Origin of the sequence: Pontibacillus yanchengensis Y32, assembly GCF_000770635.1 — a bacterium.
Lineage (GTDB): Bacteria > Bacillota > Bacilli > Bacillales > BH030062 > Pontibacillus > Pontibacillus yanchengensis.
The window spans coordinates 39,244-55,551 of the sequence record NZ_AVBF01000002.1; the positions used below are offsets into that span (position 1 = coordinate 39,244).

Consider the following 16,308-nt stretch of genomic DNA (forward strand, 5'->3'; position numbering starts at 1 on the left):
CAGGTTTCCGGTTCTTTTCTACCCATAAAAGAAAGCGGTTACTATAAAGGGGGATAATACATGAAGAAGTATTTTGGAAGCCTACAAAAGTTCGGAAAGTCACTGATGGTACCTGTGGCCTTGCTTCCAGCTGCGGGTATATTACTAGGTTTCGGTGCTGCTCTCACAGGACCACTGGTTGATACACTCACCTTCCTACAAAATGACGTCGTTCAGTTTATTGGTAAAGGCATGTCTGATATTGGTATTAGTATCTTTAACAACTTGGCAGTCATTTTTGCTATAGGTGTTGCTATTGGGCTTACCGGGGGCTCTGGTATCGCTGCTCTTGCAGCATTGCTCGGTTACATTATTATGAACAAAACCATTTCCTTCACCCTCAGCATTACACCTGAAATGGCTTCGAATAACGGTGAATACGGTTTGGCGCTTGGCATACCCACGCTTGAAACAGGCGTGCTCGGTGGAATTGTCGTTGGTTTATTAGCCGTATGGATTTATAACAAGTTCCATGAATTTGATCCTCCAGAAGTTCTGGGTTTCTTTGCAGGAGATCGATCTGTTGGAATAGCAATGGTCTTCTCTTCCATCTTTCTTGCTATGGCAATGATGGTCGTTTGGCCTCCCATCCAAACAGGCATTAATGCCGTAGCCAATGTTATATCAAACGGAGCTACTAACCCACTTTACATCGGATTGTATGGTTTTCTAGAACGTGCATTAATCCCTACAGGGTTACACCATATTTGGTATGCTCCATTTTTATGGACACCTCTTGGTGGAACAGCTGAAGTAGCTGGTGAACAAGTTTCTGGTGACCAATATATTTTCCTTGCTCAGGTTTCAGAAGGTGTGAAAGTAACCGCAGGACGTTACATGGCTGGTAAATTCCCTGTAATTATGTTCGGACTTGTTGGTGCTGCCCTTGCTATGTACCGTCAAGCAGATTTGAAAAACCGTCCAGTTGTAAAAGGCATGCTAGTAGCAGCTGCAGGTACAGCGTTCCTAACTGGAATCACAGAACCAATTGAATTTACGTTCTTATTTGTTGCCCCATTCCTATTTTTGTTCCACTCTCTTCTAGCCGGAGTTTCCTTTGCTGTTATGTACATGCTAGATGTACACCTTGGCTGGGCAGGTGGTTCAGGATTAATTGACTACATTCTTGTTAACGCCATTCCTGGAACGAATAACTGGTGGGTCAATATTGTAGCCGGTGCCGTATTCTTTGTTATCTATTATTTCTCTTTCTCTTTTGCCATAAAGAAATGGGACCTTGCCACACCTGGACGTGGTGGACAGGATAACAAGCTATTTACCCGTCAGGATTACAACGAACAGAAAAAAGGAAAGAAAAGCGGCCAATCCAAAGAAACAGCCGTAGCAATCATGAATGCCCTTGGAGGCCAACAAAACCTTAAACATGTAGACGCGTGCTTTACACGGTTAAGAGTAGAAGTTTCTGAATTAGATAAGATCGATGAGGATAAATTGAAGGAGCTTGGTGCATCAGGAGTTGTAAAAGTTGACCACAACATCCAAGCAATCTTTGGAGGTCGTTCTGACTTATATAAAAATGAAATGAATAGAGTAATAGAAGAAACCAATGCTTCTTAGACCCAGTTCATGCCTAATTTCGAAAAGACGAAATTAGGCATGATTATTGTTGTACCTATCTTTTCCTATAACGATTGCAAATACCGATCAACCACCATATTAAACCGCTCCGGCTCCTCCAAAAATGGACAATGACAGCTATCTTCAAAAACTTCTAAGCGGGAATACGGAATTTCTTTGTGCAGATGCTCGCCGGCTGCGACAGGTATGAGCTTCTCCGCTCTTCCAAAGCAAAGTAATGTAGGTAACGTAATCGAGGAAAAATAGGGGCGACAATCAATAATCGATTGATCGAATAAAATAGCACTAGCAATAGAGGCTGGTACTTTCATGGTTTCTCTTAGCATCCACCTCAACTCTTCTTTAGAGAGGTCCTCTTTGAACATTAAAGGTAGGAATCCTTCCAGTAGCTGCGATTGGTCTGTTTGAATATCTCTCATCATACTTGTAAGCGTAGCAAGGTCAAATGCACCAATGTCAAAATCATCCCACTTAAAATCAGAAGCCAGCTCATCCACTATGACAGATGCTTTAATATTGTCTTCTCCAAATTGGTGCAGGTATTCCCAAATCACAAACGCTCCCATCGACCAACCAATCAGCGTTACATCTTGTAACTCCAGCTTCTCCATGAACACTTTCACATCTTGAGCATATTGAGCTACAGTGTGTCCGGATTGTACTTTAGAGGAGTTACCATGCCCGCGCAAATCTAATGTTATGGCACGGTATCCCTCTTTAAAATAAGCCATTTGTTTATGGAAGAAACGACTACTCATCCACACACCATGAATGAAAATAACAGGCTTCCCTTCCCCTTCTGCTTTATAATACAATTCAACACCATCATCCACCTCAACATAAGCCATCCCTTTTCCCTCCTTACCGTTTTTCGTATCCTTTATCTAATTTCTTATATAGTGGTCGTTGTTTTAGTTTATGCCTACCACCTCGTCCATAGTAGGATAAGATGTTACAACACCTTGTTGGCAAGAGAGTTATAACGTTAAGCACACACATATAAGGGGTAAAACGAATGGTACAAAGACTTAAGATGTACTGGAGTGTTACGATGAATCAAAACCCATCAACCAGAAGAAGACCTGTTGTCGCCTTAACTGGTGCAAGTGGATACATCGGGAATAATCTATTACAAAAATTGACCAAGCATGCTGATGTCATAGCCCTTTCCAGAAACATAGAGAACAAACAAGACACAGAGCATATTACGTGGCGTGCGTGTGACTTATATTCATTAGCTGATGCTGAACAAGCACTGGAAGGCGCAGATTTTGCGGTCTATCTTGTCCATTCCATGCTCCCTTCTGCCAAGCTTACACAAGGCTCGTTTGAGGATATGGACGTGATATTAGCTGACAATTTTGCTCAAGCAGCAAACAAGCAAGGTCTGAAACAAATTGTGTACTTAAGCGGCATTATCCCAAAATCGAGACGACTTTCCCGTCACTTACGGAGCCGTCTTGAGGTAGAAAATATTCTAAGAGCATACGGAACACCTGTAACCACTATCCGAGCCGGTCTTATCGTCGGTCCAAAAGGGTCATCCTTCCCTATTTTAGCCAAGCTCGTGAAGCGACTACCTGTGATGCTGTTGCCTAAATGGACAAGGAAAAAGACGCACCCCATTGCACTACCAGATGTTTTATATGCATTAGATCACAGCATCGGTAACGCTAACTTGTCAGGAAAAGCGATTGATGTTGGCGGACCACAAACGATGACCTACAAAGAAATGATGCGACAAACAGCTCAAGCAATGGGAAAAGAACGACGTATGATTGATGTCCCTTTTTTAACCGTCAACTTGTCCCGATTATGGGTAAGTTTAACGACGAATACACCAAAAGAAATGGTCTATCCATTGATTGAAAGCCTTGTTCATCCAATGACAGCTCATCCTGAGAATATGTCTGAGGAAATCAGTTATGGAAAAATCCCATTCAAAGAAGCTGCCAGACACTCTCTACAAGAAGAGGAAAAACAAGGCCAACAGAAAACATTGCCATCTATGAAACTACAACCACCTTCTATTCAACATGATGTACGCTCTGTGCAGCGAATTCCTTTGCCTGAAGGAAAAAAGGCTGACTGGGTAGCTCTCTACTATATTGAATGGTTGTCTCGAATGGTCCATCCTTTTTTACAGGTGAAAGAAAAGAATCAGAGCCAATACCAAATCATGTTCCCTATCACACAGCAGCCTGTCTTGGAATTCACGTACGCACCAGAGCGTAGCACGGAAGATCGAGCCCTGTTTTACATTACAGGAGGCGTGTTCGAAGATACGAAGAAAAATGAGCGAGGTAGGCTAGAGTTTAGACAAATCCCTAATCAGCAAGAATGCATCGTTGCCATACACGATTACATGCCATCCTTACCATGGTTCATCTACAAGTACACCCAGGCAAAGGCTCACTTATGGGTGATGCATCAATTTAAGAAACACTTACGAACCATTAACCCCCTATCCAGCGAGGCTATGAGTATATGAGTTGTAAAAGGAACCCTTCTGCTAGAGAGGGTTCCTTTTTTGATCAAACGTTTGATCAAGTATAGGGATACATAATCTAGAATAAGGAGTGTTTTAGTGTTGAGTGGTTGATTCGGTGGGAATTCACTCGCTTTCCGCGGACAATCGGTGAAGCCTCCTCGCATGTTCCTCCGCGGAAAGCGAACCATTTCACCGCAGCCCCCTCCCTACTAAAGCAACGAATCCAGCCTCACCAGTTATTCTAATAACCTAAGGCTTACGGAAACATTATTGTAAATTCTAACCCAAAATAATAGAGCAATATTGTTGTCTACATGTTAAACAAGGAGTATAATTTGATAATTGGTGCTTAGAAGAATTTAATGATGCTTTTAAATAGAACTTATCGTTTATGGTATTTTTATAGGTTAGGAGGATGCTCGATGGCAGATCAAAATTACAATAAAGTCTTAATTGCTGCTTTGCTTCTTGCCGGATCGTTTATCGCCGTATTGAACCAAACGCTTATGATTACAGCAATTCCACCAATTATGGAAGAAATGAACATCACAGCGAATACGGCTCAATGGTTAACAACGATTTTCATGCTCGTGAATGGGATTATGATTCCTATTAGTGCTTTTTTAATTGAACGTTTTACTACCAGGCAATTATTTATGACCGCAATGGGTGTCTTTGCTTTTGGTACGTTAATTGGTGCGATTGCCCCAAACTATCCTGTGTTAATTATGGCAAGGGTTATTCAATCAAGTGGTGCAGGTGTCATGCTCCCACTAATGCAAACCGTGTTTCTCATGATTTTCCCTTACAATAAACGCGGTGCAGCTATGGGGTATATTGGACTTGTTATTTCATTTGCTCCAGCAATTGGCCCGGCATTATCAGGTTATATTACCGAGCATTATTCATGGAGAGTGTTGTTCGTATTTATTCTACCAATCGCCTTTATCATTATTGGAGTTGCTAATTACGCATTAAAAAATGTCACAGAACTTACCAAACCAAAAGTGGATCCTATTTCTATTATTCTATCTTCTATAGGCTTTGGAGGTCTGTTGTACGGCTTCACAAGTGCCGGGAATTATGGATGGGACAGCTCAAGAACCGTCATTTTCCTAGCACTTGGAGCTGTAACATTACTTGTATTTATTTTACGTCAGTTGCGACTCCATCATCCTATGCTTGAATTTAGAGTGTTTAAATATCCTATTTTCACCATTGCAACGATGATTGGAATGATTGGATTTATTGGGTTAATAGGTTCTGAGACACTTATCCCACTGTATATGCAAAACATGCGTGATTATTCAGCTCTAGAATCTGGACTTGTTCTGTTACCAGGGGCGGTTATCTCTGGATTAATGTCCCCTATTACAGGGCGTATCTTTGATAGAATTGGAGCGAGGCTGTTGACTATGGTTGGATTAGCCATCATCACTGTCGCCACGTTCTTTCTTTCCTTCTTAGATACAGCGACGACATTAACGATGCTAACCGTATTTTATGCGATACGAATGTTTGGTCTATCTATGGTGATGATGCCATCTACTACAGCTGGATTGAATCAGCTACCAGACAAACTCATCCCACATGGTGCAGCTATGAATAATACAATGCGTCAGGTTTCGGCATCTGTAGGTACAGCTATTCTCGTAACGGTGATGACGAAAACAGCAGAGAGTGCTCAGCAGCAACCATCTATCGCCAACCCTGAAATACATGGCGTCAACGTTGCCTTCATGGTCATTACGGTTCTTTCCTTCTTAGGGATGATCCTATCCTTCTTTGTGAAAAAGCAAGATGGCCCTGTGGAACAACAAGAAACAGAATCAAGTTCACAGCAACATTCAAACCAACAAACACAAAACGCTTAACTGCAATTAGCTAAAATATAGGAAGTACAAGGAGGGGAATTTGATTCCCCTCCTTTTTTTGTTAAAGTCATGTGCTCTGTAGCGACTTTTCCTGCATTCTGAGCGACAATCGAAAATCAGGAGTAACATTCAAAATATAGGAGCGAGATTTCAGATATAGGAGCGACTTTTGAAAAATAGGAGCGACCGCCCAATACCCTGTCCATTCTTGCGTTCGTTATTAGCTGATTCCAAAAAGTGAACGAGTCGCTCTGATCTATTCGCTTTTTTCTATAGTTTATCCTTCTTTTATCCTCCACCCTATACCAAGATAATGATCGTAACCAAAAAGCACACTGCATTCACAATTTCTCCAATCCCTAACTGCATAATAGTAAGCTTTTTACCATAAAGAACAAACGCTCGTATCACACTTGGAATAAATGCAATCATGAATAGCAATGATTGCGTAAACAAAACGACAAGTACGAGAAGCAATGTATGGTAACTCCAAGAATACCAACGAAACGCTACATTTTTCTTTTCTCTTATCATCGTCTTAACAAAGAATGTGCTACCTAGAAAAAATAGAAAGCATAGTAGAGCAATCATCCACCCCTGCTTATCTAAGCTACCAGCTCCAAGGTAATAACTTGCCAATCCTCCTATACAAAACACGATGATAGCTGTTACATCATTGAGAAATGCCCGCTCTCTCTTCTTTTTTGCAAAATACAAATTAACGAAAAATAAAGGAAGCATCATAAGTCCAAAATAGAGCATCTTCCACTCAGACAACATAACAATAGCGAGAAAAAGTATAGTGAAGCCGACATATATACCTGACCATTTATAGTACTGCTTTTTCTTTTTCCCCTTCACTAACATTAACAAAGGATACGTTGATAAATAGAGGAATAACCATCCTAGGAACAAGGGGATATGGGTACTAGTAAATGTGCTTGAGGTTATTCCTAATAAGAATGGTACAAGTAGCATCGCCCATGCTCCATGTTGCTTAGGCAGTAATGGTTTCATTGCAATCCCTTCCTTTCTATCTAATTACCTTCATTATAATGAACAAAAAATAGATTTAATGTGATAAATTTCACATACATACGTTCTTTCTATTTTTATGATAGAAGTAACTAGAATTAGGGGGTATATATATGATCGATCGAGACTTTAACAAAAATCCCTTTATTGTGATATGGGAACTAACGAGAGCGTGTGAGCTACATTGTCTGCACTGTCGAGCAGAAGCTCAGTACACCCGCCACCCACTTGAATTGAACTTTGAAGAAGGAAAACAATTAATCGATTCCATTTATGAAATGGACAACCCTATGCTTGTGTTCACTGGCGGTGATCCTCTTATGAGACCTGATGTCTATGATATTGCCTCTTATGCTGTTCAAAAGGGTGTTCGAGTATCTATGACACCAAGTGCGACGCCAAATGTAACCAAAGAAGCAATTAAAAAAGCGAAGGATGTCGGACTTGCAAGATGGGCTTTTAGTTTGGATGGTCCAACTGCAGACATACACGACCATTTCAGAGGTACTTCTGGATCATTCGACCTAACGATGAACGCAATTGAGTATATACATGAATTATCCTTGCCGTTACAGATCAACACTGTCATCTCCCGCTATAATGTGGATGTTTTAGACAAAATGGCAGACTTGATAGAGACATTAGGGTGTGTGCTTTGGAGTGTGTTCTTCCTTGTCCCAACTGGAAGAGGGAAAGACAGCGATATGATCTCACCGGCTGAACACGAAAAAGTCTTCCGATGGCTAAACGACTTACAAGGAAAGGTATCATTCGATATTAAAACAACCGCCGCTCAACATTACCGCCGAGTAGTCATTATGGATAAGATGAGAAAAAATAAAGATAAACAAACCGAAATTCAATATAAAGATGCTTTGCATGCCGGGAAGACAGGCCAATTTGACGGGCTTGGACGTGCGCCACGAGGTGTAAATGACGGAAATGGATTTGTATTTATTTCACATATTGGGGATGTTTATCCGAGTGGTCTATTGCCCCTTAAAGCAGGCAACGTTCGCACAGAGTCCCTAGCTGATATCTATCGCCACTCCCCTATCTTCAAAAGTTTACGAAACCCAGATGAGTACAAAGGCAAATGTGGCGTATGCGAATTCCGTTATGTATGTGGAGGCTCCAGATCAAGAGCCTATGCGCTTACGGGGGACTTTTTAGAAAGTGAACCAGCTTGTGTGTATATTCCGAAAAGCATGCGAAAAGCCAAGGGGTAAGAACATAGCTCAGGGCGAAAATTCTTCTCCTCAAATAGAGAAAGAATGAAACCCACCTCCCCACTTATCCGTCTAATCACGTGGATTTCCAATTAAAATGGAAGCTTGTTTTTCTTTCATTTTTTGTGGTACCGAAGATGGAGAAAGGAGTGTTTTGGATGAAAAAATTACTCATGACCCTGCTTGCTGGTTTGTTCGTTATCGGAGGCTGCGCAAACTCGAGCAGTGATGAAGCCCAAGAAAACCAAGAATCCTCAACTCAAACAGAAGAGAGCAATACCGAGGAATCCGAGGAATCTAGCTCAAACAATAAGGAACAGGAATCTTCTACAGAGGAATCTAACTCGGAAGACAACGCTTCCTCATCAAACTCCTCTGAAGGAAGTTCTAATCAGGATAAAGAACAAAGTGACTCAAGCAAAGAGAAATCCAGTTCCAATGGCAATTCCGAGGGGCAATCTTCAAGCAATTCAGATGAGTCATCCACTTCTGAGGGAGAATCCTCAAGCAGTTCTGACGAGCAACGCGCCCCTAAGCTAACCAAATCAGAAGCCAAGCAGAAACTGATTGAGTATAAAGAAGCTTATGCACATGTCGTTAACGTAACGGAAGACGATAACCCTGATAACAATTACGAAACCAAGCAGGAACCGGTTAATTATCTCATGAAATTCATGGACAAAGAACTCGCACAGAGCTTTGTTGATAGCCGCTTTGATAAACGAGATGGCGAATTCACCATACTTGGAATGCAAGCACGCCTTGCCATCAATCAGGACAAGCCTATTTCTGTTGAGTCTAAAGGCGATGCAACCTATATTGTGACACAGGAAAAAGACAATCAATTAGAAGGTCATATCCGAGTGATATTCACCTTGAAACATGACGGTGACAATTGGATAGTCACGAAAGTGGATCAAGAAAACCTGTCCTAATAAAGAACAAAGCTCAGGGCGCCCTGCTAGCGAGGTATATGCTGCGGCCCACACGTGACGTAGCGATTTTAATCGAACTTACCCTTGCGTAGCTAAAGCTCGGGGCGCCTTACTCACCCACGACAGGATTAAGTAGAGCCTCGTCGTGGCGAATTTGTCACAGAGAGGATTTGCTTAAGATCCCGAGGGGGTAGGCGCTGGAGCTGGACGTGGCCACTTCACTTTTTTAGTTATACACAAGCATTGAATTTTATCATTTCCTATACGAGATACAAAACCATGGTCTCTCTCTAAGAGGGGACCATGGTTTTTATTGGTACCGGTGTATATGGCATTTAATTCATGAAGGATAGCTTAATAATGTTGACGAGAGTGCTTAAAATATTCTATATAACAAGTTTGTTTATCATCAGAAAAGGAGTAGTAGATAATAAATTGATCTACAAGTACTTTATAACTTCCTTTCCATTCAGGTTTATCTGCTCTCGTACTAGTTCCAACTGTTCTAATTTTCTTCTCAATACGTTCTAATAAGGTTAACTTGTATTTAATGGTTTCATTATAAGAAAAGTGCTCACTCTTAATATTCTCAAATGCTTCCTTTGTAGTCCACAGCCAAACAAACCTCATTTATACTTGCCCGCTCCGTATCAGTTCTCTCATTTCTTCTGAAGTACAGGAATTACCTTCTTTTATATCCTTTTTAGCCTGCAGTAATATTCGTTTTAGCTCCTGGTCTTTTTCAACATCTTCAGCTACAGTTGTTTCTGAATCATCTTTATTATCAATCGCCACTATTTTATATTTTTGTCCATTTAGTTCAAAGGACTGATCTTTATCTTGAACAATTTCTTCCAATACCTTTGCCGCTTGAGCATCTACTTTTTTCATAAAATCGCCTCCTTAATCTAATGGTTTCAATACCTTATATTTTCATTTGAACATTCAATTATTTTATTTTCACCAGCTAATTCATCGTTATTCTTATTTATATTATATCACACGATAACAGTTAATCCATTAACAGAACATACACTTGAAAAGAAGCAATCTCAAACAAATTTTCACCATCATCTCGAAATCAAGTCTTCCATATTATGGCCTAAACATGAAGAATTGAATTCGAGTTAATTGAATACATACTATTCTTCATACATTTAAATGGCGTTTATTTATTCCACTGTTCTAATTTTCATACTGCCAAAACCTACATAGATTAAATGCCAACTACAACTGATCTAGTGACAAAGCGTATGGGCTCTCCACTAAAAATGTTCGATGATTTCTTCACATCTAAAAAAGTAACCAACTACACAAAGTTGTCATAAAACAAGCTCAATAGTGTGACATACATCACATTTAAAGTACCTCCACCTTGATATTCTGTATATAGAGTTACTTATTCTTTTTAAATGGAGGGATTAGGATGCAACAAACGTTCACGAAAGAGTCCATCGTAGGTGATATTGTAACGAAATTCCCTAAAGCTGGTGATTTGTTTAAATCGTATCGAATTGATTTTTGTTGTGGAGGAAATCGCCCCCTCATTGAGGCTATTGAAGAAAGAAAATTATCTCCAGAACAAGTGTTAACGGACTTGAACACCCTTTACAGTGAATCAAAAGCATTACAGGATGCAGAAATTGATTGGGCCAATGCTTCCTCTCAGGAATTGATTGATCATATTATTGCCAAACATCATCGATACTTAAATGAAGAATTGCCACAGCTAAGTCCATATGTAACAAAAGTATTGCGAGTTCACGGCACTTCTAACCCGCACCTAACTACTGTTCATAATCTATTTCATCGCTTAAAGACAGAGCTTGAACAACATACGATTAAGGAAGAAACACAGGACTTCCCTTTATTACTAGAACATGAGCAGCATCCAACAGAAGAAACTCGTATGAAGGTCAATGAGATAGTACAGGAATTAGAAAATGAACATTATACAGCTGGAAATCTATTGAGAAAACTACGTGAGGCTACCAATGATTACACCCCTCCTCAAGGAGCATGTGGCACGTATCGGCTTGTTTACCAGCGACTTGAAGCCTTAGAAACGGACTTGCATGAGCATATTCATCTAGAGAATAATATTCTTTTCGCCCGTGTATAAAGAGAAAGAACTTCGTAAGATCTCTTCTCCGTTATATTAAAGAGTGGTAGGAAATTTACTGGAGATTGAATCTAGTCATAACGTAATAGCTCGAAGACACGTTAACCCCACCGACTTAATCATCTCTTATGTGTCTATTTTGCCACATTGAGGATTGGATTGAGCTTCGAGAAATGCATTCAGATATGTACTAGTAAACATTTTTCACTCTTAAAAAAGCTTCTCTAGTGAAATGAATTTGGCTCAACCAAAGGCTTAGACTATCATGTCGTACTCCATCATAAAGTATAAACATAGAAGAAGACTGTCGTATTTTCCAGGTGACAGTCTTCTTTTTCGTTACATAATCCTTACATATTATTTTTGTAAACTATTCGCAATGTTTTCCACCTTATGGGATAATAGTCCTTAAGTACTATCACCCTCTTAGGACATAAGGGAGAGAACAAAGCATGGGAAACCAACTTGTTTATTTACTACTTGGATCCATTATGACCGTTAGTCTCATACATCTTATAATGCTTGTAACTCGAAGCAAATGGAAAGAAAAATTCAACGAATTCACCCTTTCCTTCATTCTAGCTGGTTTATGCGGCATCACGATTACCATCATTCCTACGATGGCTCTAATCTCTCAAGGAGTAATTGACGTATCATTAGGGACTACGCTTCCATTCCTACTCCACTGCCTCTATTCATTAGCTCTATTTCTTATAACGTTTTTAGCCATGAGCTTCTTAGGTAAGAAAAAAATAAATGCAGACCATCTCCAACAGCGAAACGTACATATCCATTTAGTGTTAAGTGTTACCGTGAGTTTCTTCATACTGTTATTCACATACTTCATAACAGACACTTATGCCGATGCTATCAGTCTGGAAAAAGACAATATCTCTTACTCTCTACTTCTATTAATCGGGACTATTTATACAACCATCAGAATCTTTGAGCATATACAGATGGACGAAGCATTGCTTGGCCGCAAGGTATCATGGTTAAAGAACATCTCGTTGTTTACTATGATTAGCATTGCCATTTGTTCGGTCACCTATTGCTTTATAAATGGGTTATTCCTACATAATAGTTTCTTTATGAATGCAGTGGAAGCAACTAGTGTATTACTTTTATTTTTAATAACTATCACATATATTGAAAATCAATTTATACACCAGCAAGAGAAATTAAAGGAAAAGCATACGGAACTTAAGGTACAGGAGCAACATTATCGCTCTCTTTTCGACTATAACCCTGAAGCTATCTTCACTTTAGATTTAAAAGGGAATTTCACAGCGTTTAACCCTTCTGCAGTTCCGCTAACTGGCTATAGCTTAAATGAATTGTTAAATCTTAAAATGGATAATCTTATAGTACCAGAAGAAATCACTAATGTATTAGAAGAATATGAAAAGGTAAAACAAGGGAATACAGCCAATTTTGAAGCCTCCATCCTAACCAAAGAGGGGGATACTGCTAACCTAAATATTACTGCGTTTACTATAAAAGTAGATAACGAGATAACAGGTGTGTATGGTATCGCACAAGATATCACAGCAGAAAAACAAGCCCAGGAACAAATTGCATACTTAGCTTATCATGACGAACTAACAGGACTATTAAATCGCAGAGGCATGAAAAATGAGATGGAAAACCTCATCGAAAACGTTGGGGAGCAATTAGCCACCATTGTTATCGATGTTGATCTATTTAAAGATGTCAATGACCACCTTGGCCACACGTATGGAGATCAACTTTTACAATTGGTAGCCAAAAGAATGCAAGAAGCGATTGGGGAACATGGATTACTTGCGAGATTAGGGGGAGATGAATTCCTTATCTGCCTCCCTTCTATTGAAAGTAGCGAAGACGTGACTAAGGAGATCACAGCCATTCAAGATAGTATGAAGGAGATTTTCATATTAGGAGAATACTATAAGGATATTTCCTTAAGTATTGGAGTCTCCTATTATCCTGAAGATGGAAAAGATTTTAATACACTTATTCGACATGCAGATATGGCTATGTATGAAGTAAAAAGAAGTGGACGAAATAGCTTTATGGAATATTCCCCATCCTTTGAAGAAAAGAATGTTTCCAAGATTATTCTGTTCGAGGACTTAAAAAAGGCAGTCGAAGAGGACGAATTGCTGCTTCATTTTCAACCAAAGTATGGATTGGCTCACAATCACATTGTAGGAGTGGAAGCACTTGTTCGCTGGGAACATCCTGAAAAAGGCATGATTAGCCCAGGGGAATTCATCCCTCTCGCTGAAGAAAGTGATCTTATTATACAAATTGGCAATTGGGTATTAAGAGAAGCATGCCATCAATATAAGGCTTGGGAACAACATTCTTATATTAATTTTCATCTATCCATCAACATATCACCTAAACAATTTCTTCACCCTAATTTCACGGATACAATCATCCAAATAGTAGAGGAAACGGATATGTCTCCTGCAAAGTTAGATTTAGAAATCACGGAATCACTAGCCATTGAAAATACAGAATCTACGATAGAGAAAATCAAGGTGCTAAAACAATATGGAATTCAAATCTCGATGGATGACTTTGGAACAGGGTACACTTCCCTAAGCTATCTATCTATGTTCCCATTAGACCGTATTAAAATAGACCGTTCCTTCATTCAATATTTACCAGACAATCAAGACCACCTAGCTATCGTTCAATCGATTCTAACCGTTGCCAAAAATTTAGATATTACAGTTACAGCAGAAGGCGTCGAAACACAAGAACAAGTAGCCCTTCTCTCAACATTACAATGTGAAGAAGTACAAGGCTTTTACTTTAGTAAACCCGTTCCGGCTGGGTCTCTTTTAGCGCATTGGAATGCTCAGTTGATGAGTATGTAAAAGAACAAAAGCGCAAGCGCCCGGTTAGCGACGTACAAACTGCTGCCCACACGACGTGGGTTGGTTCGATGTTGCTACGTGACGTAGCGATTTTAATCGAACTTCCCTTGAATCCGTATGAGATAAAGGAAACACGAAGAGCGATAGCGATTCGATGTTGACTTATCGTAAGGAGGTGCAGGAAGTTTGCTAGTCGCTGGGCGCTGGAGCTGGACGTGGCTACTTCACTTTTTCAGTTATACACAAGCATTGAATTTTATAATTTCCTAGACGAGAATAAAAGCTCGGGGCTCCCTCTTAAGTATTAGCTGGAGCTAAAAGAGTAAGCACCAGCAATTCAAAAAAAGACCGCACAATATAGAGTTTTATAAACTATATATTTGCGGGCTTTTTTATTATTGGCTTTGTTAAAGTTTGTTGTTGATATAATAATGAAATAGTTTTATGTTCTTTCATATAAGCACCATAACCTTGCATAACTAGTGAAGCTGGATCCGTTACGTTTGTGAGGAAGGGGCTGCGGTGAAATGGTTCGCTTTCCGCGGAGGAACATGCGAGCCTCCTCGTTCGGCTACGCCTCTCTGTGGGGTCTCGCACTGTCCCTTCTTCCGCAGGAGTCTCACCATTTCCCTCCGCCCATCGGTATAGGGGATAACGGATCCATCGTAGTTAGTGCTAGGTTGAGTTAGTATAATGATGTAACAGGATGGTCAATCTGTTTATCATCTTAGACCCCTGGACATCAGATGGATCCAAACATGTTTTACCACCTTGAATATATGAGTCAATATTGTTGAAACATTCCCCTTAATCCAAATAAAAGGCAAATACCTTCCTTGATAGGACTCCAAGACTTGGCGTTGATTCGGCGGGAATTTGCGAGACTCCTGCGGAAACGATCGAGTGAAGACCCCGCAGAGAGGCAAAGCCGAACGAGGAGGCTTCACCGATTGTCCGCGGAAAGCGAGTGAATTCCCACCGAATCAACAACTCAGCACCAAAAAGCCTTATTATTAAGTTGAAGCAGAGGACTTGATTTCGATGATTAATCCTACTATTGATTTAATTCCTCAAAATGATAAAAATCATATAAATTATATATACAACTACTAGAAAAGCCCCTTCAAACTTGCCAATCTTATAATTCGTTCTTGAAAAGATAAGTAGTGTACCGGTTAATATGATCATAATGATAATATCAACGATAATCTTACTATTAACTGTAAGTGGGTGAATAACTGCAGTAATGCCTAGTACAAATAAAATATTAAAGATGTTACTGCCCACTATATTCCCTAGAGCTATTTCACTTTCTTTCTTTAATGCGGCAGTAATAGATGTAATTAATTCTGGCAACGACGTACCAATTGCTACAACGGTTAGGCCAATTAACGTATCACTCATGCCAAAGGAGGACGCTATGTTAGTGGCATTTTTCACAACTAACTCTCCCCCAAAAATGATTCCAACTAGTCCACCTATTGTATAGAGAACATTTTTTCCCCATGTACTTTTAACCTTCGTCTCCGATTTCACTTTATCTCTGCTGTTCCTTGCTACTTCAAAGATATAGTATAAGAAGATTGCAAAAAATAACATAATGATAAAGCCGTCGCCTCTTGTAAGAAGGTTTTCGGAAACGGTTTGAAGAAACACATCACTAATTAAAATCAGCAAAGCAAAGCTTGCTAACAAGGTAAAAGGTATTTCTTTTCTAATTGTTTCACTTTCTACTTTCAAGGGATAAATGATAGCAGCCACTCCTGCTACTAACGTAATATTTAAAATATTGCTGCCCACAACATTCCCAAGAGCGACTCCTGCATTCTCTTCTAATGCCGCAATGATACTTACGGTTGCTTCAGGAGAACTTGTACCTAATGCGACGATCGTCAACCCTATTAACAAAGGAGAAACTTGAAAGGAGCGTGCAATATTGGACGATCCATCGACAAATAAATCTGCGCCTTTTATTAGAAGTACAAATCCCACAATCAAAAGAATATAACCCATTTTGGAACCTCTCTCTAATAAATTTTATACTAAAACCCAAGATTACTTAACGCACTCCATACGTTAAGCACAATTATTCTTTCAAATCTATTCTTTTTCTT

Annotated in this window: 12 protein-coding genes; 7 read left to right on the forward strand and 5 right to left on the reverse strand. The window is 39.7% G+C overall.

All coding sequences use genetic code 11. The features are described from left to right. Nucleotides 1–60 precede the first annotated feature (60 nt). Nucleotides 61–1,617, forward strand: a complete 1,557-nt coding sequence (locus tag N782_RS01210) for a PTS transporter subunit EIIC (protein ID WP_036815445.1) — start codon at nucleotides 61–63, stop codon at nucleotides 1,615–1,617. Between the two features lie 65 nt (nucleotides 1,618–1,682). Here N782_RS01210 and N782_RS01215 read toward each other — a convergent pair whose 3' ends face one another. Further along, a complete protein-coding gene (locus N782_RS01215; protein ID WP_036815446.1) occupies nucleotides 1,683–2,486 on the reverse strand; it encodes an alpha/beta fold hydrolase in 804 nt (267 codons plus the stop codon). Between the two features lie 167 nt (nucleotides 2,487–2,653). Between N782_RS01215 and N782_RS01220 the strand changes: the two genes are divergently transcribed. Together N782_RS01220 and N782_RS01225 are read left to right on the forward strand one after the other, a co-directional pair. Then, nucleotides 2,654–4,129 (forward strand): NAD(P)H-binding protein, encoded by a 1,476-nt coding sequence (locus tag N782_RS01220; protein WP_237582287.1) that lies wholly within the window; start codon nucleotides 2,654–2,656, stop codon nucleotides 4,127–4,129. Nucleotides 4,130–4,551: 422 nt separating this feature from the next. Further along, the gene (locus tag N782_RS01225; RefSeq protein WP_036815447.1) at nucleotides 4,552–6,003 is read left to right on the forward strand and encodes an MDR family MFS transporter; all 1,452 of its coding nucleotides are present in this window, start codon (nucleotides 4,552–4,554) and stop codon (nucleotides 6,001–6,003) included. Nucleotides 6,004–6,303: 300 nt separating this feature from the next. Here N782_RS01225 and N782_RS01230 read toward each other — a convergent pair whose 3' ends face one another. Then, entirely contained in the window at nucleotides 6,304–7,020 is a 717-nt protein-coding gene (locus N782_RS01230; protein ID WP_036815448.1) for a YwiC-like family protein, read from the reverse strand. A gap of 131 nt (nucleotides 7,021–7,151) precedes the next feature. Between N782_RS01230 and N782_RS01235 the strand changes: the two genes are divergently transcribed. Together N782_RS01235 and N782_RS01240 are read left to right on the forward strand one after the other, a co-directional pair. Next, nucleotides 7,152–8,267 (forward strand): TIGR04053 family radical SAM/SPASM domain-containing protein, encoded by a 1,116-nt coding sequence (locus N782_RS01235; RefSeq protein ID WP_036815449.1) that lies wholly within the window; start codon nucleotides 7,152–7,154, stop codon nucleotides 8,265–8,267. A gap of 158 nt (nucleotides 8,268–8,425) precedes the next feature. Beyond that, complete coding sequence (locus N782_RS01240; RefSeq protein WP_036815450.1) at nucleotides 8,426–9,202, forward strand: hypothetical protein; 777 nt, start codon at nucleotides 8,426–8,428, stop codon at nucleotides 9,200–9,202. Between the two features lie 354 nt (nucleotides 9,203–9,556). Here N782_RS01240 and N782_RS01245 read toward each other — a convergent pair whose 3' ends face one another. Both N782_RS01245 and N782_RS01250 read right to left on the reverse strand, forming a co-directional pair. After that, a complete protein-coding gene (locus N782_RS01245; protein WP_036815451.1) occupies nucleotides 9,557–9,832 on the reverse strand; it encodes a hypothetical protein in 276 nt (91 codons plus the stop codon). Further along, complete coding sequence (locus N782_RS01250; protein WP_036815452.1) at nucleotides 9,833–10,093, reverse strand: hypothetical protein; 261 nt, start codon at nucleotides 10,091–10,093, stop codon at nucleotides 9,833–9,835. Between the two features lie 535 nt (nucleotides 10,094–10,628). Between N782_RS01250 and ric the strand changes: the two genes are divergently transcribed. Further along, on the forward strand, nucleotides 10,629–11,324 hold the full coding sequence (gene ric, locus N782_RS01255; protein WP_036815453.1) for an iron-sulfur cluster repair di-iron protein: 696 nt from the start codon (nucleotides 10,629–10,631) through the stop codon (nucleotides 11,322–11,324). A 452-nt stretch (nucleotides 11,325–11,776) separates the two neighbouring features. Further along, the gene (locus N782_RS01260) at nucleotides 11,777–14,194 is read left to right on the forward strand and encodes a sensor domain-containing protein (protein ID WP_052111091.1); all 2,418 of its coding nucleotides are present in this window, start codon (nucleotides 11,777–11,779) and stop codon (nucleotides 14,192–14,194) included. A 1,062-nt stretch (nucleotides 14,195–15,256) separates the two neighbouring features. Here the strand turns inward: N782_RS01260 and N782_RS01265 are convergent. Further along, complete coding sequence (locus N782_RS01265; protein ID WP_036815454.1) at nucleotides 15,257–16,207, reverse strand: calcium/sodium antiporter; 951 nt, start codon at nucleotides 16,205–16,207, stop codon at nucleotides 15,257–15,259. Between the last annotated feature and the right edge of the window lie 101 nt (nucleotides 16,208–16,308).